The organism is Kosakonia sp. CCTCC M2018092, from assembly GCF_003864115.1.
Taxonomy (GTDB): Bacteria; Pseudomonadota; Gammaproteobacteria; order Enterobacterales; family Enterobacteriaceae; genus Kosakonia; species Kosakonia cowanii.
In genome coordinates this window covers 3,437,162-3,456,779 of record NZ_CP034225.1, presented here as the reverse complement: position 1 = coordinate 3,456,779, position 19,618 = coordinate 3,437,162, and the positions used below count along the sequence as shown (strand labels likewise).

Annotated in this window: 19 protein-coding genes and 1 tRNA gene; 11 read left to right on the top strand and 9 right to left on the bottom strand. The window is 51.9% G+C overall.

The annotated features are described in order from the left end of the window. Positions 1–504 precede the first annotated feature (504 nt). The 5 genes from fimA (at position 505) to sfmF (ending at position 5,897) form a co-directional block, all read left to right on the top strand. Positions 505–1,059 carry a type 1 fimbrial major subunit FimA gene (gene fimA, locus EH164_RS16485; protein ID WP_124969290.1) on the top strand — a complete coding sequence of 185 codons (555 nt, stop codon included), beginning with the start codon at positions 505–507 and terminating at the stop codon, positions 1,057–1,059. 94 nt (positions 1,060–1,153) lie between these two features. Further along, positions 1,154–1,840, top strand: a complete 687-nt coding sequence (fimC, locus tag EH164_RS16480) for a type 1 fimbria chaperone FimC (protein ID WP_124969288.1) — start codon at positions 1,154–1,156, stop codon at positions 1,838–1,840. 21 nt (positions 1,841–1,861) lie between these two features. After that, on the top strand, positions 1,862–4,387 hold the full coding sequence (fimD, locus tag EH164_RS16475; RefSeq protein WP_124969286.1) for an outer membrane usher protein FimD: 2,526 nt from the start codon (positions 1,862–1,864) through the stop codon (positions 4,385–4,387). A 4-nt stretch (positions 4,388–4,391) separates the two neighbouring features. Continuing rightward, positions 4,392–5,387 carry a type 1 fimbria D-mannose specific adhesin FimH gene (gene fimH / locus EH164_RS16470; protein ID WP_124969284.1) on the top strand — a complete coding sequence of 332 codons (996 nt, stop codon included), beginning with the start codon at positions 4,392–4,394 and terminating at the stop codon, positions 5,385–5,387. A gap of 9 nt (positions 5,388–5,396) precedes the next feature. Further along, positions 5,397–5,897 carry a fimbria assembly protein gene (gene sfmF, locus EH164_RS16465; protein WP_124969282.1) on the top strand — a complete coding sequence of 167 codons (501 nt, stop codon included), beginning with the start codon at positions 5,397–5,399 and terminating at the stop codon, positions 5,895–5,897. Positions 5,898–5,949: 52 nt separating this feature from the next. Here sfmF and fimZ read toward each other — a convergent pair whose 3' ends face one another. Together fimZ and EH164_RS16455 are read right to left on the bottom strand one after the other, a co-directional pair. Next, positions 5,950–6,582: a fimbria biosynthesis transcriptional regulator FimZ gene (gene fimZ / locus EH164_RS16460; RefSeq protein WP_023479072.1), complete on the bottom strand. Its 633-nt coding sequence runs from the start codon at positions 6,580–6,582 to the stop codon at positions 5,950–5,952. Between the two features lie 612 nt (positions 6,583–7,194). Further along, positions 7,195–7,920: a response regulator transcription factor gene (locus EH164_RS16455; RefSeq protein ID WP_071789467.1), complete on the bottom strand. Its 726-nt coding sequence runs from the start codon at positions 7,918–7,920 to the stop codon at positions 7,195–7,197. 357 nt (positions 7,921–8,277) lie between these two features. Here EH164_RS16455 and EH164_RS16450 point away from each other — a divergent pair. Together EH164_RS16450 and EH164_RS16445 are read left to right on the top strand one after the other, a co-directional pair. Then, positions 8,278–8,354, top strand: a tRNA-Arg gene (locus EH164_RS16450). Between the two features lie 184 nt (positions 8,355–8,538). Beyond that, positions 8,539–9,006: an Hsp20 family protein gene (locus EH164_RS16445; protein WP_023479051.1), complete on the top strand. Its 468-nt coding sequence runs from the start codon at positions 8,539–8,541 to the stop codon at positions 9,004–9,006. 82 nt (positions 9,007–9,088) lie between these two features. Here EH164_RS16445 and EH164_RS22795 read toward each other — a convergent pair whose 3' ends face one another. Beyond that, entirely contained in the window at positions 9,089–9,271 is a 183-nt protein-coding gene (locus tag EH164_RS22795; RefSeq protein ID WP_023479047.1) for a YnfU family zinc-binding protein, read from the bottom strand. 339 nt (positions 9,272–9,610) lie between these two features. Between EH164_RS22795 and EH164_RS16435 the strand changes: the two genes are divergently transcribed. The 3 genes from EH164_RS16435 (at position 9,611) to EH164_RS16425 (ending at position 13,525) form a co-directional block, all read left to right on the top strand. Continuing rightward, positions 9,611–9,832 (top strand): hypothetical protein, encoded by a 222-nt coding sequence (locus EH164_RS16435; protein WP_023479079.1) that lies wholly within the window; start codon positions 9,611–9,613, stop codon positions 9,830–9,832. Between the two features lie 281 nt (positions 9,833–10,113). Continuing rightward, positions 10,114–11,517, top strand: a complete 1,404-nt coding sequence (locus EH164_RS16430; RefSeq protein WP_124969280.1) for a glycoside hydrolase family 1 protein — start codon at positions 10,114–10,116, stop codon at positions 11,515–11,517. A 124-nt stretch (positions 11,518–11,641) separates the two neighbouring features. After that, positions 11,642–13,525, top strand: a complete 1,884-nt coding sequence (locus tag EH164_RS16425; RefSeq protein ID WP_124969278.1) for a glucose PTS transporter subunit IIA — start codon at positions 11,642–11,644, stop codon at positions 13,523–13,525. Positions 13,526–13,673: 148 nt separating this feature from the next. Here the strand turns inward: EH164_RS16425 and EH164_RS16420 are convergent, their stop codons facing one another. Beyond that, the gene (locus tag EH164_RS16420; RefSeq protein ID WP_023479043.1) at positions 13,674–14,078 is read right to left on the bottom strand and encodes an H-NS family nucleoid-associated regulatory protein; all 405 of its coding nucleotides are present in this window, start codon (positions 14,076–14,078) and stop codon (positions 13,674–13,676) included. 858 nt (positions 14,079–14,936) lie between these two features. On the opposite strand from EH164_RS16420, the gene EH164_RS16415 reads away from it, so the two are divergent. Continuing rightward, a complete protein-coding gene (locus tag EH164_RS16415; RefSeq protein ID WP_124969276.1) occupies positions 14,937–16,028 on the top strand; it encodes an NADH:flavin oxidoreductase/NADH oxidase in 1,092 nt (363 codons plus the stop codon). 59 nt (positions 16,029–16,087) lie between these two features. Here the strand turns inward: EH164_RS16415 and EH164_RS16410 are convergent, their stop codons facing one another. The 5 genes from EH164_RS16410 to EH164_RS16395 all read right to left on the bottom strand — a co-directional run bounded on the left by EH164_RS16410 (position 16,088) and on the right by EH164_RS16395 (position 19,386). After that, complete coding sequence (locus EH164_RS16410; protein ID WP_124969274.1) at positions 16,088–16,285, bottom strand: hypothetical protein; 198 nt, start codon at positions 16,283–16,285, stop codon at positions 16,088–16,090. A 107-nt stretch (positions 16,286–16,392) separates the two neighbouring features. Next, a complete protein-coding gene (locus EH164_RS16405; RefSeq protein WP_124969272.1) occupies positions 16,393–17,325 on the bottom strand; it encodes a nucleoside recognition domain-containing protein in 933 nt (310 codons plus the stop codon). A gap of 130 nt (positions 17,326–17,455) precedes the next feature. Beyond that, complete coding sequence (locus tag EH164_RS22605; RefSeq protein WP_023479085.1) at positions 17,456–17,554, bottom strand: YoaK family small membrane protein; 99 nt, start codon at positions 17,552–17,554, stop codon at positions 17,456–17,458. Positions 17,555–17,680: 126 nt separating this feature from the next. Next, the gene (locus EH164_RS16400; RefSeq protein WP_124969270.1) at positions 17,681–18,088 is read right to left on the bottom strand and encodes a helix-turn-helix domain-containing protein; all 408 of its coding nucleotides are present in this window, start codon (positions 18,086–18,088) and stop codon (positions 17,681–17,683) included. A 62-nt stretch (positions 18,089–18,150) separates the two neighbouring features. Continuing rightward, positions 18,151–19,386 carry an EAL and HDOD domain-containing protein gene (locus tag EH164_RS16395; protein WP_124969268.1) on the bottom strand — a complete coding sequence of 412 codons (1,236 nt, stop codon included), beginning with the start codon at positions 19,384–19,386 and terminating at the stop codon, positions 18,151–18,153. Between the last annotated feature and the right edge of the window lie 232 nt (positions 19,387–19,618).

The following is a 19,618-nucleotide window of genomic DNA, read 5'->3' as shown; positions in this document are numbered from 1 at the left end:
TCCATCTGTTAAATTGACTAAAGGGGATGCGCGCTATTCTGTCAGAAGCACGCCGCGCTGTCAGTTACCGTTTGTGGATTTCACTGGCTAAGCAGCAGCAGGGGCGAGGTTTTTGGCTTGATTTAACAAAAACGAAACAACTCATCACCCCTAAGAAAGGTAAGGTTAAGCCTGCGTCTATGCGGTATTCACCCCTATTTCAGATGACATAAATAAAATATGGCAGGGCTGTTTCTTATATCTTCTTAAGAAACCACTTAGGGGAAATGCAGCATTTGTGTCTATTTTAAAATTTGCGACAAGGCTAATTTATTAGAGCAGCAAGTAATTATGATAATTAAATACCTTGACTTCATTTTACTTGACCAGGTGGAAACGCGAAATAAGGACTATTTCGTATGTATTTTCATGGAGGAGAATATCTTTCGGGCATTAAATGCCTTCAGTCATCAGCGAAATTTGTCAGGATGATGAAGATCGCTGGACGAATTATAAGGATATGAAATGAAAACCAGACCCATAGTTATTTCGCTTGCAGCGAGCATGATGATGTTTTCTGGTTTAGCGCCAGCCCGCGGGCCGGTTGTTATTCCGGGAGGCAATATTCATTTTGAAGGTGAACTGGTACAGATTGCCTGCGCGATTAGCGTGCAGTCGAACAGCCAAACCGTTGCCATGGGCCAATATCACACGACCTTGTTTAGCAATGTCGGTGATACGACGCCTCTGGTGCCGTTTACCCTGACGGTGAATGATTGCGATCGCAGCGTTGCCACGCAGGCCTCTGTCGCGTTTGCAGGAAGGGTTGATAATGTCGATCCGACGTTGCTGGCGCTCACTGCGGGCGACAGCGGCACCAGTGCGAAAGGGGTGGCTATCGAGATCCTCGACAGTAATTCCCAAACGCTGAAGCCCGACGGCGCAACTTTCTCGGCTGCGCAAAACCTGGCGAGTGGAAGCAATACGTTGCAATTCGCCGCCCGTTATAAAGCGACTGCGGCAGAGGTGACGCCAGGTTCGGCCAATGCTGACACGATGTTTATTATGAAATACGAATAAGAAATGGGGGACAGGAGGCTACACTCTCAGGGATGAGTTCTTGTGGACATCTGTTTATTTTGTCTTGAATATTCTTATTACAAGAAAGTTGACCATGCAGAATTTATTACGAATGAGTATTGCGGCTGTTTTTCTTATTTCCAGTGCCGTAAATGCAGAAGGTGGTATTTCTTTAGGTGCTACCCGAGTTATATATCCGGCCGAGGCGAAACAGACTTCGCTCGCGGTGAATAATAGTGATAACAATTCCCGGTTTTTGATTAATTCATGGATTGAAGATGAGCAGGGGCAGAAAGTAAAAACATTTGCTGTTACCCCACCATTATTTGTCAGTGAACCAAACAGTGAAAATACGTTACGAATTATTTATGTCGGTCCACCGCTTCCCGGCGACCGCGAATCACTGTTCTGGCTCAATGTCAAAGCGATTCCCTCGGTGGAAAAAGAGAGTCTGGCGGGCAAAAACGTGCTGCATCTGGCGATTTTGTCACGCATTAAGCTCTTTGTGCGCCCCTCAACGCTCACCGATCTGGTGCAAGAGGCACCGGAGGCGCTGAGCTTTGCGCTCGAGGGGAACACCCTGAAGATCGCCAATGCCTCGTCCTATTATCTTTCGCTGGTGAATATGCATATCAACCAGCGGAAGGTAAACAACGTCATGGTCGCGCCAAAAAAGAGTACGCAGGTGGCGCTGCCGCCCGATGCGCGGGGCGATCTCACTTTTCAGACAGTCAATGACTACGGTGCCGTTACGCCAGTCAGAACAGTTAGCCTGCGTTAGACGGGCGAGTGGTAAACCTTTATGACCATAAAATCTCCTCCGCGGCGGTTCGCGCTCTCGGTGCTGGCCGCGCTATGTCCGCTGGATCTCTATGCTGAACGTTACTTCAATCCGGCTTTCTTATCTGACGATCCCGGCTCGGTCGCTGATTTGTCGCTGCTGGAAAAAGGGTATCAGCGCCCGGGCAGTTACCGCGTCGATATCTGGCGTAACGATGAATTTATTGCCACCCAGGATATCCGCTTTGAGCGCAGGGCGAACAGCGCTGCAGGCGGTGCATCGGGCGGGTTAATGCCCTGTTTTTCAGCAGCGCTGTTAGAGCGGATCGGCGTCAATATGGCTGCATTTCCTGCGATGAAGCTACAGCAGGATCGCGACTGTATTGACATAAGCCAGGCTATCCCGGGGGCACAAACCGCCTTTACCTTTTCAACTATGCGGCTCGATATCGGCCTGCCGCAGGCCTCAATGCATCTTCGCGCCCGCGACTACATTCCACCGGAATCCTGGGATGAAGGCATTCCCGCTGCATTGTTTAATTACAGCTTTAGCGGCAACCACGGCACGCAGAGTGACAGCTATTTTTTTGCCCTGCAGAGCGGGCTGAATTATGGCCCCTGGCGGCTGCGTAATAATGGAGCCTGGCGCAGCGCAGGCGCTGGAAGCAGGCGCTGGGAAAATATCGCCAGCTGGTTACAGCGGACAGTTGTACCGCTGAAAGGCGAGCTGGTGATGGGTGACAGCAACACGCAGAATGCGCTGTTTGACAGTATTGGTTTTCGCGGGCTGCGCCTCTTTTCGGCAGACGCCATGTACCCTGATAGCCAGCAGGGCTATGCGCCCACCGTACGCGGCATTGCGCGAACGCCTGCGCGGCTCACCATTCGCCAGAATGGCTATGTCATCTATCAAAGCACGGTTGCCGCCGGGCCTTTTACCATCACCGATCTCAATCCAACCTCCTCCAGCGGCGATCTTGACGTTGTGCTGGAGGAGAAAGATGGCAGCCAACAGCGTTATAGCGTGCCCTATTCGACGCTACCGCTGCTGCAGCGTGAAGGACGCATCAAATATGATGTGGTGGCCGGGCGTTATCGCAGCGGTAATCGTCAGTACGCTTCACCCTTTTTTACTCAAGGGACAATCGTTGCGGGTCTGGCAGATGGCTATACCCTTTACGGGGGGACGCAGCTTGCCGGCGATTACGCTGCGTTCGCCAGCGGTGCAGGCGTGAATCTGGGCGAGCTGGGTGCACTCTCACTCGATCTGACCCATGCGCGCAGCCGCCTTGCCAACAACCGTAAAGAGCAGGGCGAGTCGCTGCGCTTTATGTATGCCAAATCTCTCAATCAACTCGGTACGCACTTTCAGTTTCTGGCGTGGCGCTACTCCACGCGCGGTTTTCACACCCTGGACGAGGTGGCTTATCCGGCCAGCAAAACTGCGGGCGGCGAAATGAGGCCATCGGGAGAAGAGAGCGCGAACAAAAAACGGCGCGTGCAGGCCAATATCACCCATAGCTTTACTGATTACGGATCTCTCTATCTCTCCGGCATGCAGCAGACATACTGGGATAAATCGAGTAGCCAGCGCTGGTTGCAGCTTGGCTATGCCGACGGCTGGCGAGGAGTAAGCTATGCCCTGTCGTGGTCGTGGAGCTACGCTTCCGGCGACAAGCGGGCGGAACGAATTGCAGCGCTCAATATCTCTGTTCCCTTTAGCGCCCTGGGGCTTGGATCGGGCGGCGGTGCGGCGCGAAACGTCTACGCCAGCGCCAACTTCAACCGCAGCAGCAGCGGGCAGTCCAGCTGGCAGACCGGCATCGGCGGGACACTGCTCGACGGTAGCAACCTCAGCTACAACCTTAATCAGGGGAGCAGTAATTCCCGCGGTTATAACGGCAGTGCCAACGCGCACTGGCAGGCAGCATGGGGCAGGCTCAACCTCGGCTACAACTACGATAAACAGCAGCGCGACTATAACTGGCAGTTCGCTGGCGGCGCGGTAGCTCATGCCGATGGCCTCACCTTTGCTCAGCCGCTTGGCGACACCAATGTGCTGATAAAAGCGCCGGGCGCGCAGGGGGTACGTATTGAGAATCAGCCCGCAATCACGACCGACTGGCGCGGTTACGCCGTCGTTCCTTATGCCACCGTTTATCGCCATAACCGCGTGGCGCTCGATACGGCTACGCTCAGCGATCACACCGATATTGAGAGTAATGTCGGCAGTGTGGTCCCCACCCAGGGCGCATTAGTGCGCGCCAGTTTCACCACCCGCATCGGCGTGCGTGCGCTGCTGACCGTCATGCTTGGCGATCGCGCGGTACCCTTTGGCTCGCTGGTCACGGAGCGCGACAGCGGCGTCAGCAGCATGGTGGGCGAGGAGGGACAGGTTTTTTTAAGTGGATTACCGCTGCGTGGAGAGCTGCTGGTGCAGTGGGGGGAGCGCGCTCATGAACACTGTTTCGCCCCGTACGCCTTACCAGAAGCCAGCCTTCAGCAGCCCATCACCCTTGCCAGTGCAGACTGTGTCAGTAAAGGATAACGCGATGCGATCTATTTTTGCGGGCGTGTTATGGCTTGCGACAACGCAGGCTTTCGCCGCCAGTTGTTACAATGCCAAAGGCACACCTACCGATATTACTTACGATTTGTCGAACAGCTTCGATAGCAGCAATAACCAGCTAAATAAAGTGGTTACGCGATCGGAGAAATCAGCGTGGATCGGCGTACGGGCAATCTGCCCGGCGGGAACCCGACAAACCCATACCTACCGCAGTTACGTGACGCGTTTCCCGGTGGAATTTACTGCGCACGGTTACCGCTATCTGCAAATTTCTCCCCATTTGCAGGCGGCAATGCGCATTCACGACAGCTACGCCGGTGAGTTTTATCCGCCGGATAACTATATCCGCATGGGGCAGGAGCCGAATGTGGCGAAGCAGCGCCCATTTGGCGTGATGGATTCACAGTTGTTGCTCAAGCTTCGGGTGACCGAACGCTTTATGAACCGGGTGACTATCCCGCAGCAGACCCTCTTTACTGTGTATGTCACCACCGGCGTCAACGATCCGCTGATCACGCCGGTCTACACCATTAGCCTGGGCGGCGTGGTGGAAGTCCCGCAGCGCTGCGAGGTGAATGCCGGGCAGGTAGTGGAGTTTGATTTTGGCGATATTCGTGCCGCGCTGTTTAGCGAGGCCGGAGCAGGGAATCGCCCGCGCGGTGTGACACCGCAAAGTCGCACCGTTTCCATCAACTGTACGAATGTTAAAGCCCAGGCAAATATCTCGGTGCGGCTCGAAGCGGAGAAGTCGGCCAATCACATTCTGCTCTCCGATAATCCGGATCTCGGTTTTGTGGTCGCCAATGAATCGGGCCAGCCCTTTACGCCCAATAGTATTTTCAGTGTGATCCCGCTTCAGCTTGATAAGAACGCTGCGGCACGGGTCGGCATTCGAGCCTGGCCCGTCAGCGTTACCGGCAAGAAACCGGCAGAGGGGCCTTTCAGCGCGCGCGGGTTTTTACACGTGGAATATAATTAAGGAGCCGTAATGCCCCGGTTTTTACACTTTGTCTTGCTACTCGGCTACGGGCTGAATGCCGCCGCTGCGCAAACCAACATTGAGTTGCGCGCCAGAGTTATTAACGCCGGATGCGCGGTGGAAAGCAGCGATAGCCAAAAAACGGTCTCGTTAGGACGCTGGCCGATCAGGCAACTGCGGATGGCTGGAAATATCACCACGCCGGTGGCTTTTTCGGTGAAATTGAAAGGGTGCCCGCCGGGAAGTGTTTCGATAACATTTTCGGGAAAAGCCGCCAGCAATCCTGCATGGTTAGCTCTCAGCGACGGTAAGTTGGCGCATCAGGTAGCGATCCAATTGCGTGACCACGATCTGTCGCCTTTAGATCTTGAGGTACCCAGCCAGGCAATTATCGTGGATCGTAATGGCAATTCGCTTTTGCAGTTTTTTGCCAATTACATTGCGCTGGTGAATAATCCCACGCCTGGTATTGCTAAATCAGATGCCACGTTTACCATTAATTATTATTAAGCTTTCTTTTTAAAAGAGCGTATAGAAAAGGCCGCATCTGTTGCGGCCTTTTTTATAACAGCTCGTGCGCCTTGGCATAATCAATCAACTCAACGATGGTATGAACGCCAAGCTTAGAGAAGATATTTGATTTATGAGCGCTAATAGTTTTGTTGCTAAGTATCAATTGCTCCGCAATCTCTTTGTTCGAAAAACCGTTAGCCAGGTAGCGTAATACCGTGACTTCGCGATTAGAGAGCGGCATATCCCGTGTTTCCCCTTTTCGTTTGCCGGGATGATTAATGTAATTAAGCGTTTCAGAAGGAAAGAAAGAGTACCCGGCAAGAATCATCTTTACCGCATTATAAATATCGTTGAGATCTTTTCTTTTGCTGACGAAACCATTCGCGCCTGCGCGGATTGCACGTGCGGCATAAAACGACTCTGATTTTGAAGAGAGAAAAAGCACGTTGACATCTTCTCTTACTGCTTTGATTTTTCTTAATAAAGTAAAACCATCAGTCTTCGGTAATTCAATGTCAAGAATAACCAGATCCACCTTATTGGCGCGAATAAAATCAAGCGCACTGCGGCTGTCATCTGTTTTCAGAACGACGTTCACATTCTGGCTTTTCTGCAACAGAACTTCTATCGACATCCTGACGATAGGATGTTCATCCATAATAATGACGGAAGCCGGTTTCATCTTTTTTAGCCTCTGATTGTTTTTTTATGCCTCGTCTACGCAGGTGTGCCACAGACGTTAAGAGGAGTAATTGCCGTTGACGTTTTCTGTGACGAAGATAATTTTCATGGGAAAACCGGTAGCATCCTTGTGTCTGCCAGACTATTTTCCCTCGCAGACTGCGAAGGGGAAAAATAATCTATTCCGGATTAACGCAAGAGAAATGGCATGCGAGTTAATGCGCTAGATCAATTATACCTGGTAAGTATGTATGGAGAGGTCTTATGAGTTAGCGTGAGTTATTTGCCGACAGGAAATCCTGAGGAATAAAAGAGCATAAAAGATATTTGAATCTATCTGTTATCAATTTTTCTTGTTTTAGGGAATTATGATTTTTACGGCGAGCAAAACAAAATAACAATCTAATTGTTTTCAACCTGTTAAGAAGATGAGCGGCATATTATTCGCAGCTGGCGTGAGCAAAGCATTGTGGAGAGCGGATACCAGAGAAAGGCAGGTGCTTTCTCCGGTCCCAGGATTAGTTTTAATTGTGATCTTTTTGTTAAAAAAGATCTGACCAGGTGCGCTTTCTTCTCTCTTTTACCCATAAGACAAGCTGAGGAGAGGCTTCATTCATAGCGTCGGGTGATGCCTGTTGAGGGTCAGACGATGCAGGAGATGAATAAGACTTTGTCGATCGGGGAGGCCAAGCAGCTTAAGTTGGGTATTGAGTCGGTAAACAACGCGATGGTAAGGGAGGTTAAGTTGTCTTGCGATGCGTTTCATGGTTAGTCCTCGCGCCAGAGAAGAGAGAATTTTCCACTCTGTGGCCGGAAAGAGCGGAGCGTGAATACTTCTTTCAGGGGGCACCAGCAGTGCCTGGCGGAACGGAACAACGGAGAGATCGCGGGCAATGACATGAAAAGGGCCTGCTGCGCGCAGAAAGCTCATTTGTGCCGGATCGTCTTTTGAGGTTAAGAGATAGATATGCAAACCGCGATTACATAAGTTGGGCTGCCGCAGGGTTTCCAGCGCCTCCAGCCGGGAGGTGGTCAGGGTCTCCATATCCACAATTAAGTGCGACAGATAGGGTTCGCAAAGCTGGTGGTTTGCCATCTCAAGCGATGGAAAGACTGCATTTCGTTTACCGGAGAAGAGGCAACTGCGCCAGGCATAACTCAAATAGTGATCGGTGGAGATTAGCGTCTGGCTAATCATATATTCCGGCAGTGCGAAATTGAGTTGCTGGACGAGTTGTTCCAGCGTATCAAAAAGGGGAGGCGTTGCGCCCCGGTAAGGTAGAACCCGATGTGTCGGTTTATCGCTGCGATGTTTTTCTCTACGGATACGTTTTCGCATTTTTCCCTCGCCAACGTATTTTATTCTTCGGCTAAAACGCCCTGTCCATTCAGGCTTTGCCAGCAGCAAACACACACTGCATGTCCTGTTTTATGCCCTGTTAAGATCAACATTTTTACAATCTGATTCATGCAGAAACAGGTACAGATACTTAAAGCTTCCTGAGACATTTCCCAAGAAGTAAGGCAGGGTTAAGGCGGGGACGTAGGCGTAACGTCGCATAAACTGGCGGATTGCCGGGAAAACGCGCAGGCGCGTTCACTTCGCAGGCAACCAGCCTAAAATACATTGACTCACCTGGTGCTCACCGTATAATTCCAGGCGTTTCCACCGTAAAGGTGGTGGCATTCGCGTAATGCGCCCTTAGCTCAGCTGGATAGAGCAACGGCCTTCTAAGCCGTAGGTCACAGGTTCGAACCCTGTAGGGCGTACCATCTTCCCGCCGCTCCCGGGACCGCGTACGGTTTTCCCCCACTGCTTTTTCTGCACATTGCACAGCCGCAAAAAAAATTTTTACCCACTCTTGAAAAACGTTCCGATGGCATTATTTTTATTAGCGGACAAGCAAGGCTTGCCTTTAACTTGAGCTTTTGAATTGATTATTCAGGAGGTTAACTTATGGCACTCAGAACCTTGTCAGCACTCCCTGGCTTTTCAGATTCGCTTTTTGCCGATCGTTTTAATCGTATTGATTCGCTTTTTAGCCAGCTCACCGGCAACACGCCTGTGGCGGCGACGCCTGCCTACGATCTGAAAAAAGTCGATGCCAATAACTACCTGCTGCACGTCAGCGTGCCTGGCTGGAAGGAGGAGGAGCTGGAAATCGAGACGGTAGGGGGCAACCTGCATATTTCCGGTAAGCGCAGTGAAGAGGCTTCCGAGGAGGAGCAGGGCTGGATCTATAAAGGCATACGGCGTGCGGATTTCCGCCTTAGCTTTTCGCTGCCCGATCATGCCAAAGTGAGCAACGCGAAATTAGAGAGCGGCATTCTGGAGGTCTCCATTTACCAGGAGATCCCGGAGAGTGAAAAACCCCGCAAAATCGCTATTGAGAATAGCCAGAAGGTGATTGAGCACCAGGCATAATCGTGACGTTTTTTTCTTAAATCACATGTTTTAAGGCCCGCCCGTGCGGGCCTTATTTCTCTCACCCAAGGTGAGAGAAGACTCAGCTTGTCGCCTGAGCGAGGGCGTTTTTATCTTGATGGAAAATTTTGCTGCAGTGCGGGCACATTAACATTGCCCCTTTCTGGACGCGGGAGAAACTGTGTTCGGAATGTTGTGAGCAGTGAGGGCAGGAACATTTTACGAGGTAGTTACGGCGGCTTTTGGCATCTTTGCGTTGTGACATAGATTTTTTCCTGATGAATGGCCGGCAACCATACACGATTCTGCTGCGCATAGCTCGATATCATTATCTTTATTAATAATTTAGCTCTCAGACGCCTCCAGGATAAATCTCAATATTGTGCCAGGGTTTTAATATAACGCTATGATTTGACTAGCTATCATCATTAACCCCTATTAACCCTGATAATGTTTCTGCGCCGCTCTGCCCGAGCGGCTTTTTTTTTACCCCTTTACCTGCCAGGCGGTGTTTTTATTCACATCTTAAAGGGATGTGATTGCATCCTGCTGCACCTGATGGTGTTATATCCGACCACTGGAAATGAAATTTGAGGAGCAAACAGTGTTAGAAGGATATTTTGATCTCGATGGCGCGACCGGCAATGACGCGCTGGAAAACAGAAAACGGTTACTGGCCGTACAGGCAGCACTGGAAATTTCGAAAGCGGCCGTCTCTGCAACCACGGCAAATTCTGGTATTCGCAGCCAGATGGATTTACGTAATGTCTCGCAAGAAGTCGCTACGCTTGCCGATGCTATCCAGGATGCGTTAGAAGCAGATTAACGCTTTACCCCCGCATTGATGAAGCAGCCCGAATGGGCGTCTTCATCAATTTATCGTTATTTTACTCTCCCTCTCATCCTTGATTATCATCACATTTCCCGTTTTGAGCGCTTGAGCCAAATAATGGGATTCGTTATAAAAGTCCACCCGGATCGCCATCAATAAACCGAGCGAAACCTGATCCCCTTAATGCCTGCCTGGCATTAAGGGAATCAGGTTTTTTTTCGCCTGTCGTTCGACGTTCCGCGTCGAGGCGCTATGACAACAAGGAGAGAGAAGCGATGAAAATGGTATTTCCCGACGGGTTTTTATGGGGGGGAGCGGTCGCTGCCAACCAGATCGAGGGCGCATGGAATAAGGGGGGAAAAGGCGTCTCAACCGCCGATCTGCAACCCGGGGGAATCGATAGCGAGATTGCCGTGCGCCCGGGCACAAATGGCAATCTCAAAGATATCGCCATTGATTTTTACCACCGCTACCCGCAGGACATAAAACTCTTCGCTGAAATGGGATTTACCATCCTGCGCACCTCGATTGCCTGGGCGCGAATATACCCGAACGGTGATGAAACGGAGCCAAACGAGGAGGGGCTGGCGTTCTACGATCGGCTTTTCGATGAAATGGCGCAGCACGGAATTCAGCCGCTGATCACCCTTTCACATTATGAAATGCCCTTTGGTCTGGTGAAAAAGTATGACGGCTGGAGCAGCCGGCAGGTTATCGATCTTTTTGAACGTTACGCGCGCACGGTGTTTACCCGTTACCGCCATAAAGTGAAATATTGGCTCACCTTTAACGAGATCAATATGGCGCTGCACGCCCCTTTTACCGGCGCAGGCTTGATGGGTGAGCGCAGTAAACAGGAGATTTATCAGGCGCTTCATCATCAGCTGGTCGCCAGTGCGCGGGCCGTCAAAGCGTGCCATGAAATCATTGAGGATGTGAAGATCGGCTGCATGCTATTGGGGGCGGTACGCTACCCGATCAGCTGTAAACCGGAGGATCTTTTGCAAGCGCAGCAGGAGAACCGCGAGTGGCTTTTCTTCGGCGATGTTCAGGTGCGAGGGGAGTACCCGGCTTGGATTGCGCGCTATTTTCGCGAAAATAACGTTGCGTTGTGTGTGACACCACAGGACAGGGACGATCTCAAAGAGACCGTCGATTTTGTCTCCTTCAGCTATTACATGAGCGGCTGTGCGGCAGCACGGCCCGACCTCTATCAGCGCGGCCACGGCACGCTCCTCAATATGATCCCCAACCCCTTTCTCTCTGCGTCGGAGTGGGGATGGCAGATCGACCCTAAGGGCCTGCGTTTTCTGCTCAACGAACTCTACGATCGCTACCGTAAGCCGCTCTTTATCGTGGAAAACGGCCTTGGAGCGAAAGATGTACCGGAGCTGGATGGTTCGATTCGGGATGACTATCGCATTCACTATCTTCACTCCCACCTGGTGGAGGTTCGCGAGGCGATTGAAGATGGCGTTGAACTGCTTGGTTACACCAGCTGGGGGCCGATCGATCTGGTGAGCGCCGGAACGGGGCAGATGTCAAAACGTTACGGCTTTATCTACGTCGATCGCGACGATGGCGGTAACGGCAGCCTGACGCGTCAGCGCAAGAAAAGCTTTTACTGGTATCGCGATGTGATCCATAGCAACGGTGCCACGCTGAGCGAGCCGATTTAGTCAGGTATCCCTTGTTACGCTACAAACGGTCATCGCTGCACTGCGATGGCCCTTTTGCTCACTCGTCAAAGGACAGCGGCGACAAACGACGTTTCAGGTTGTTTGATAAAACGGAAGAAGAAGAATGAATTGCACGGTTCTGGCAGACAATATTCTGCGGATGGTGGGGGGCGAAAGTAACGTCGTAACGGTAATCCATTGCGCAACGCGCTTACGCATCACCGTTATCGATAATCGTAAAGTGAAACTGGCGGAGCTCAGGGCGCTGGATGGCGTGCTCACCGTTGTAAGTGAGGGCGATCGGTTACAGGTCGTTATTGGCAATCGCGTGGCGAAAGTGTTCCACGCTCTGAGCGTGCGCTGCGGTTTAATCGGCACTGAAAAAAAGAGCGGGCAGTATGAAGGGGCGGGCTGCGCGCAGCTGGTGAGGTGGCTCGATGGTCTGGCCGATATAACGATGCCGCTTCTGGGCATCATGATGGCCGCAGGGATCCTGAAAGGTATTCTCATCATCTGTGTCGATGCCGGATGGCTGAACCCTGGCAGACAAAGTGCCGCTACTCTGTTTGCCATTGCCGAAAGCCCTTTCAACTTTCTGCCCATTTTTCTCGCAATCCTCTGCGCACGTAAATTTAAGGCCAATCTGTTTATTGCCGTCGCGATGGCGGGCGCTTCTCTCTCGCCGCTGGGCATCGGGCTTTCGGCAGGCGGGCAACAAGAGGCTTTTCCGGGACTACCCTTCAGGATAATGAACAGTAGCGGCGCGGTGATCCCGGTCATTGCCAGTGTCTGGTTAATAGCGCGCGTTGAGCGGGTGATCGATCACTATGTTGACGCGGCAAAAAGCGCCACAGTGACGCCCTGTTTCCTGATTCTTATTGTCGTGCCCTTAATCTTACTGCTCCTCTTTCCGGTGGGGGTGAGTATAAGCCAGGCAATTAGCGCACTATTTAGTGCGCTTTATAGCTTCAGCCCCATTTTTACCTGCGTGCTAATGGCGGCCGCCTGGCCGCTGCTGGTGATGTTCGGTATTCATCAGGCATTTATTGTGCTTTTTATTAATGATATTTCGGTGATGGGGCAGAGTTTTTTGCTGGCGGCGTGCGGCCCGGCAATATTTGCCTGCTCCGCTATGTTGCTGGCGGTCAATCTGCGTACCCGTAACACTAAATTGAAAGCATTGACCCGCAGCGCAATTATTCCTTCGCTTTTTGGTCTCAGCGAACCGGCTATTTATGGCGTAACGTTAAAACGTAAGAAAATGTTTATATGCGTGCTGGTGGTCACGGCATTTGGCGGTGCAATGGTTGGCTACGGCAAAAGTTTTGCTATCACTATGGCAATGCCCGGGCTACTGACATTCCCGGTTTTTTATGGCGAAGGGTTTATCACCTTTATTCTTGCGTGCAGCCTCGCATTTGTAGGCAGCCTGGGATTAATCCTGCTGACATGGGTTGAAGAGAGTTCGCTGCCGGTGAGCCAGGTGGAATCTTCAGGCGGAGAAAATATAGCAGTAAGGCGTCTTCCGCCTTCTCCGAAACCGGTTTCTGATATTACAGAGCAAATTATCGCCCCGGTTTCAGGCGAGGTGATCTCACTTGCCCAGGTCAATGATGGCGTCTTTTCTGCAGGCAGCGTTGGGCCGGGTTTTGCGATTATTCCGGATGAAGGACGCGTTTATTCGCCGGTGGATGGTTATATCGCCACCACATATGCCAGCAGGCATGCAATACGCATCTGCTCTAACGCCGGGGCAGAGATCCTGATTCACGTCGGGATTAATACTGTGCAGCTGGGCGGGAACTATTTTTGTGTCGAGGTACAAACGGGAGAGGCGGTAAAACAGGGACAACTATTAATGACATTCGACCTGCTGGCTATCGCCGCGGAAGGTTATGACACGGTAACGCCTGTCATCATTACGAATAGCGAAGCCTGGCGCACATTAGATGCCAGCGAAAAACCGCGCTCGCGTAGCGGTGAGCGAAGTCCTGCATTAGCAGTATAAATTTTTGGCGACAGGGAAAGAGGGAGATCTGCGCAGGCACTATTTACTAAAACCCTGATAAAAACAGGTGTAATGCCGTATTTGCAAAGGAAATGAGGACGTTGCAGAGCAGATAAAAAAGAGGGCGATATTATTATCGCCCTGCCTTTTAGATGGAGAAGTCTTCCAGCTTTTTGCCTTCTTCCAGCGCCTTCGCGATGACTTTCGGCGTACGGCCCTGGCCGGTCCAGCTTTTTTCGGTGCCGTCTTCGTCAATATACTTATATTTAGCAGGACGCGGTGCGCGAACGGATTTGGTTTTAGTCGCCTGACCTTTCAAAGAGGATAAAAGTTCGGTTGGGTCGATACCTTCATCCAGCAACTTCTGACGGAATGCCGCCAGTTTAGCTTCTTTCTCTTCCTGCTCTTTACGTAAAGAAGATTCTTCTTCGCGGCGCTCTTCTACAACCACGGACAATTTTTCCAGCATTTCTTCCAGCGTTTCGAGCGTAACTTCACGCGCCTGAACTCGCAGAGTGCGAATGTTATTTAACGATTTAAGTGCTTCTGACATGATGTCACTCCGTGTGCGGGTAAATGAAAATCGATCGGAATTAATTTTTAGTGATAAAGAGATAAAAATCAACTTAGGATTATGTGTTTTATCAAATAGCGTGAGGAAATTGCAACCCTTGATGTTGGGTAGCTATGTTGCCTTAAGAAATTTAGTAAGATCGGACCGCGATAAAGGCAGGGTCATTTAAGGGTTATTTTTAAGTTAAGCCCTGGTTGAAACTTAAGTGGTATTAAGAAAATAGCTTATAGGTTAGAAGGGAAGCGATTTCAGCAACACTGTAGGATTACTTAAACATTGCGTATGTGCTTTGTTCAACAACGTCGCAATAAGCGACAGAAAGTTTCACTTATATCCATCCTAACTGAGAATATTCTCAGTTAGCGGCAAAATCTCACTTTCAGATCTTTCTTCGCTGGGAACGGCTCAGGTTAATGTGCAATAGTCAGTGTTAATACTTCGTACTGCCTGGCTGAAGATATTTGCTCGCCGCCTTTTAATCACCATTGCAATAAAGATCGCTATATGATTGCGCTGATGCTGAAAAAAATTCAGGCATCTTTTGCCTTGCGCTGGCGGTTAAAAAACGACTCAGCGCAATAATAACCCCCTCAGCGGCAGGATATTGTCCCCTTGTGTGTCGCGATATATGCGGTTTTATCTCAAAAACAGAAAATTATTTTCAACTTAGCTTTCATAAAGTTAACCAAACCATTGATTGCCTGAATATCGTTCAGCCTGCCACTAACGGCACATCCCGCCAAAGACAAGCTATGGTAATTGGCTGACAGTTTCTTCTCTTTACTGCGCGCAAATGCTTGCAGTTGTGCAGTAAACGAAGCCGGAAAAGGATGAGATATGAGCAAATTATTTTCAGAAGTGACTCTTGGGCGTGTGACGCTGGATAACCGTATTGTGATCGCACCGATGTGTCAGTATTCGGCTGACGAAGGTAAAGCGACCGCCTGGCATCGCATTCATCTCGGCAACCTTGCGCTCTCCGGGGCGGGGCTACTGATTATTGAAGCAACCGCCGTTGAGCCGGAAGGGCGCATTTCGCCAGAGGATCTTGGGTTGTGGGACGATGCCACCGAAGAGGCGCTGCGCGTGGTGCTGGAGGATATTCGCCGCTACTCACCGATCAAAATCGGTATTCAGCTCGGTCACGCCGGGCGTAAAGCCTCGACCAGCGCGCCGTGGCTGGGCGGTAACCAGCTATCGCTGGAGGAGGGCGGATGGGAAACACTCTCTGCCTCAGCTCAGGCTTATGACGAAACAGAGCGACCTCCGCATGCGATGAGCAAAGCGGATCTGGCACGCGTGAAGCAGCGTTTTGTCGACAGCGCCCTGCGCGCGGTGAAGCTTGGCGTTGAGGTCATTGAGATCCATGCGGCGCATGGCTACTTGCTGCATCAATTCCTCTCGCCGCTCTCTAATGAACGCGACGATGAATATGGCGGCAGCCTTGAAAACCGCCTGCGTTACACCGTGGAAGTGTTCCGCGCAGTGCGTGAAGCGGTTCCGGCTTCCGTTGTGGTCGGGCTCCGCCTGTCGGCTACCGACTGGGTGGAGGGGGGCTGGGATATCGAACAATCCGCAGCGCTCACCGAACAGATTGAAGCGGCCGGCGGCGACTATGTGCACGTCTCCAGCGGCGGGCTCTCTCCGCTACAGCAGATCAGCGTAAAAGCGGGTTATCAGGTGCCGTTTGCCAAAGCGCTGCGCGAAAGGACAAAGATGCCGGTTATTGCCGTAGGGCTGATCACCGAAGCAGAGCAGGCAGAAACGGTTCTGCAACAAGGCGAGGCGGATCTGGTGGCGCTGGCACGCGGCATGCTTTATGACCCGCGCTGGCCGTGGCACGCTGCCGCAAAACTGGGCGGTGCCGTCAATATTGCCCCGCAGTATCAGCGCGCTGAGCCGCACGGTGTTAAAGGGACGGTGAAATAGAAACAAACAGGCGAGTTTGCCGCTGTGACAAACTCGCCTGTTGTGATTAAAGGGCGTGGCTACACGCCTTTACTGACCAGCTCCGCGGCTTTGAGAAACACCTCTTCCTCAACGCCATCTCCCCGGTCCCGTCCTTGCCGCTCAATTTCACGCACAATATTGTCCCGACTGAGAGACTCGCGCGCCGCAACCAGGCCAATCACCGCTGCACCAATGGCTAATCCAATGAGTCCCGTGAGCTCATCATTGAACTTCATACCCTGTCCTCCCCTCTTGCCCCTCCCAAAAATAGCACAACCTGCTTCATTTGTAGCCAGCCTGACGGTAAGGGGAGAAGGTCGAAGTTTTAACGGCCAGGTGAGGTTTAAAACAGCAGCGCGTGCAGCAGCGTACGCAGCAGAATGCCCACAATCGCGCCCGCGAGCGCGAAGCGGAAGAGGCGTACAAAACGGCTGGCGATACCGAGAAAAATCCCGATCCCCGGCAGATCGAGGGTTTGTATCAGAAAGCCCGCCGAGGCGTTAATCTGCGCCGCCGTCAACTGCCCGTGCTGTGCCATCTCGGATGCAACGCCAAAGTAAGCGGTACCGCCAGCCAGACATTTGGTCAGCGTCAGCAACACGTAGACCGTCGAGATGTGAAAGAAAGACATCAGCGGCGTCAGTAGCGAAGTCAGCGCTTCCACCACGCCCGCCGCTTTTAATATCCCGACCACCGTCAGCGACAGCAGCAGCATCGGCAGTGAGCCGAGCGATAAGCGGATCGCATCCGCACCCGCGCCGTTAATCACCGCGATTAACCCGGCGCGCGGCTTCTCCTGCGCCAGCTCACCCTCTTCGTCACGCAGCGTGGCGCTGGAGAGCCTGCGCCCGGCAAGGTAATAGGTAAACGACGAGGCCGCCAGCCCGCCAATCAGCGAAATGCCAATCGCCGCGCCCCAGTGCAGACCAAAGGGGGTAAGAGGGTAGAAGACGTTTGCCTGGCCCATGGCAAAGACCATAGCCAGCGTGGCGGCGAGATGACGATCGGAGGTTCCACGTCGCTCCATAATCGCCAGCGCGGCGAGCGGAGCAGCAAAGCTGACAAAGTTAAGCTGAATAAGGGCAAAAATGCCCATCCCGCTGATGCCAAAAGGTTTAAGAGCCGGGGAGGTAAGGCGGACAATCGCGTCCAGCACGCCCTTCTCCTCGAGGTATTTCATAATGATGAGCATCACCACCATGATTGGCAGCAGGGTATAGAGGGCGACATCTACGGATACCCGACCCGCCGACATGATGATTTCGATGATATTCATTAACCGCTCCGGTGAACTTGCGTGCCCGGCATTCTACACCCGTCAAAAGGCGAGCAGGATCACAAATTAACGTGGGTGAGCGGCAAGTAATGTGGCGTATTGAATAACGCTGCCGGGAGAGCTCTTAATATTAAACGCCCGGTGTGGCGTAGCCGCCCGCAATAAACCAGGTCAGAAATACCACGGCGACAATAAATACCAGCACGGGAAACGCGATACCAATTCTCATAAAGCCTCATTCAATTTTGCCAGCAGGGGGAGTGGAGGGTGCCGCATCGCCTGCGGCGGCACAACGTTAGCATAAATGGCCGGATAAGGCGGATAAAAATAGGGGGCATCGTCGGCTATTAACGCATCACGCCCGCGAGGCGTGTTCGCAGGCGGTAAAAAAGGTTCGGCGGCAGTAGAGTTGCAGCACTCTCTCTTCGGGGATCAGATAGCCTCTGCCCTCGACGCGCAGAATAAAATCCTCGGGCAGATCAAACGCTGCCAGTTTACGCTTCAGGTTATTCATCACCTGCCACAGCCGCTGGCTGGAGCAGCTCAGGCCGTTATTTTCCCACACCTGCGTTTGCAGCGTTCTGTCTGCCACCACGCGACCGACGGCGTGCGTGAGCAGAAAGTGGAGCAGGTTTGCCATGGTGGCGCGTAAATAGTCGGCCTGGCCTGGCGAAGCGTGGTTAATCAGGCGCTTTTTAAACGGCAGATATTCCACCTCATGATCGTTGCCGAGGCGGTAGCCATATATCGAGAGTGATTCCATCGTGTTCGTCCAAAGGGATGCGTTCTGCTAATTACATCGGCCTTTTGACGAAGAAACTAAAATCAGCGGCGGGTTGAGGGGATCGCCTGCGTCCACTCGGTTGCGGTTTTGACCAGCTCCGCCACCGTGCCGCGATGAAAACCGAGGCGATGGCCCAGCGCGCTGACCTCTTCCCACTGATGGCTTTCATACAGCTCAATCAGGTGCAAATAGGGATAGAGCGGCCCTTTTTGTGCTTTCAGCGCCATCATCACATTGTCGGAAATATCAATCTGGCCTATCAGATCGGCCATTGGCATTTCAAAAATGCTGTCGAGTTGCGAAAAAAGACCAACGATAAAGGCATCATCCGCCGAGTGGCGCGTAATGGAGTGGGATGACGCAAGCTCGCAGAACTTAGCGCGGATCAGGCTCTGCTGATAAATCTCGCCAATCTCCTCTTTATTTACCGAGGTCAGGCAGGAGACCAGCACGAAGCGGCGCAGCTCATTGGCACCGAGGTAAAAAATAATATCTTTTAACGACTGGCTGCGGACGTTTTTAATCCCGCGCGCGTTAAAGACAATATTTTGCGCATAGCGCATCAGCTTGAAGGAGAGGGCAAGATCCTGTTTTAACAGCGCCTCGATGCGGGTGAAATCGGGCTTATCGGCATTCACCTCTTTCATCAGCCTTAAGGTAATCGCCTGGTTCTGGATCAGCTTGTTGGCTGCATGGATCACCGGGCGGCTGAAGAAGTGGCCCTGAAATAGCGTGCAGCCGAGATTTCGGTAGCACTCATACTCCTGCTGTGTCTCCACCTTTTCAGCGAGAAAAAGCGTGTCACGCAACAAATGTGCTTTTCCCTGAATATAACCGCCGATCTCCTCCGGCGTATTATTGCGCACGTCGAATTTAATAATGTGGATAAAGGGCAGGAACTCATTCCACGTATCACCGAGTGCGAAATCATCCAGCGCAATGCGAAAACCCTGCGCGGAGAGTTTTTTGATACTGTCCAGCAGCAGCGGCGTCGGCTCGGCGGTTTCGAGGATCTCAACAATCACCCGATCTTTCGGCAGCGTTTCCGCCATTCCCTGCACCAGCAGTTCATACGGGAAGTTAACGAAAATCGCACTGTACTCTTTTAACCGCCCCAGCGGTGCGCCAAGAAACTGTTCAACAATAATTTGCGCAGTGGCGTACTCCGGTGTGACGTCAGGAAACCGGTTGGTCATACTGTCCCTGAACAGCAACTCGTAGCCGACTGTGTTCATATTTGCATCAAAAATCGCCTGGCGGGCGACAAAAGAGAACATTCGATACTCCACTCACAGATGCCTGCAAATTATAGAAACGTCGGTGGCGCGCAAACCTGAACCGGGCGGCTCCTTGCTAATTTTCCAGCGCCTGAAAGGGAAGCCTGGACGAAAACCGCAAAGACGCAAGTCGGATAGGGGAAAGGCGGTATCTTTTGTAAACTTCCGCAGAATTTAAGTCAAATTCCGCAGTGCAAAATAATATCTGCTGCTGCATTTCCAGGCAACTAAA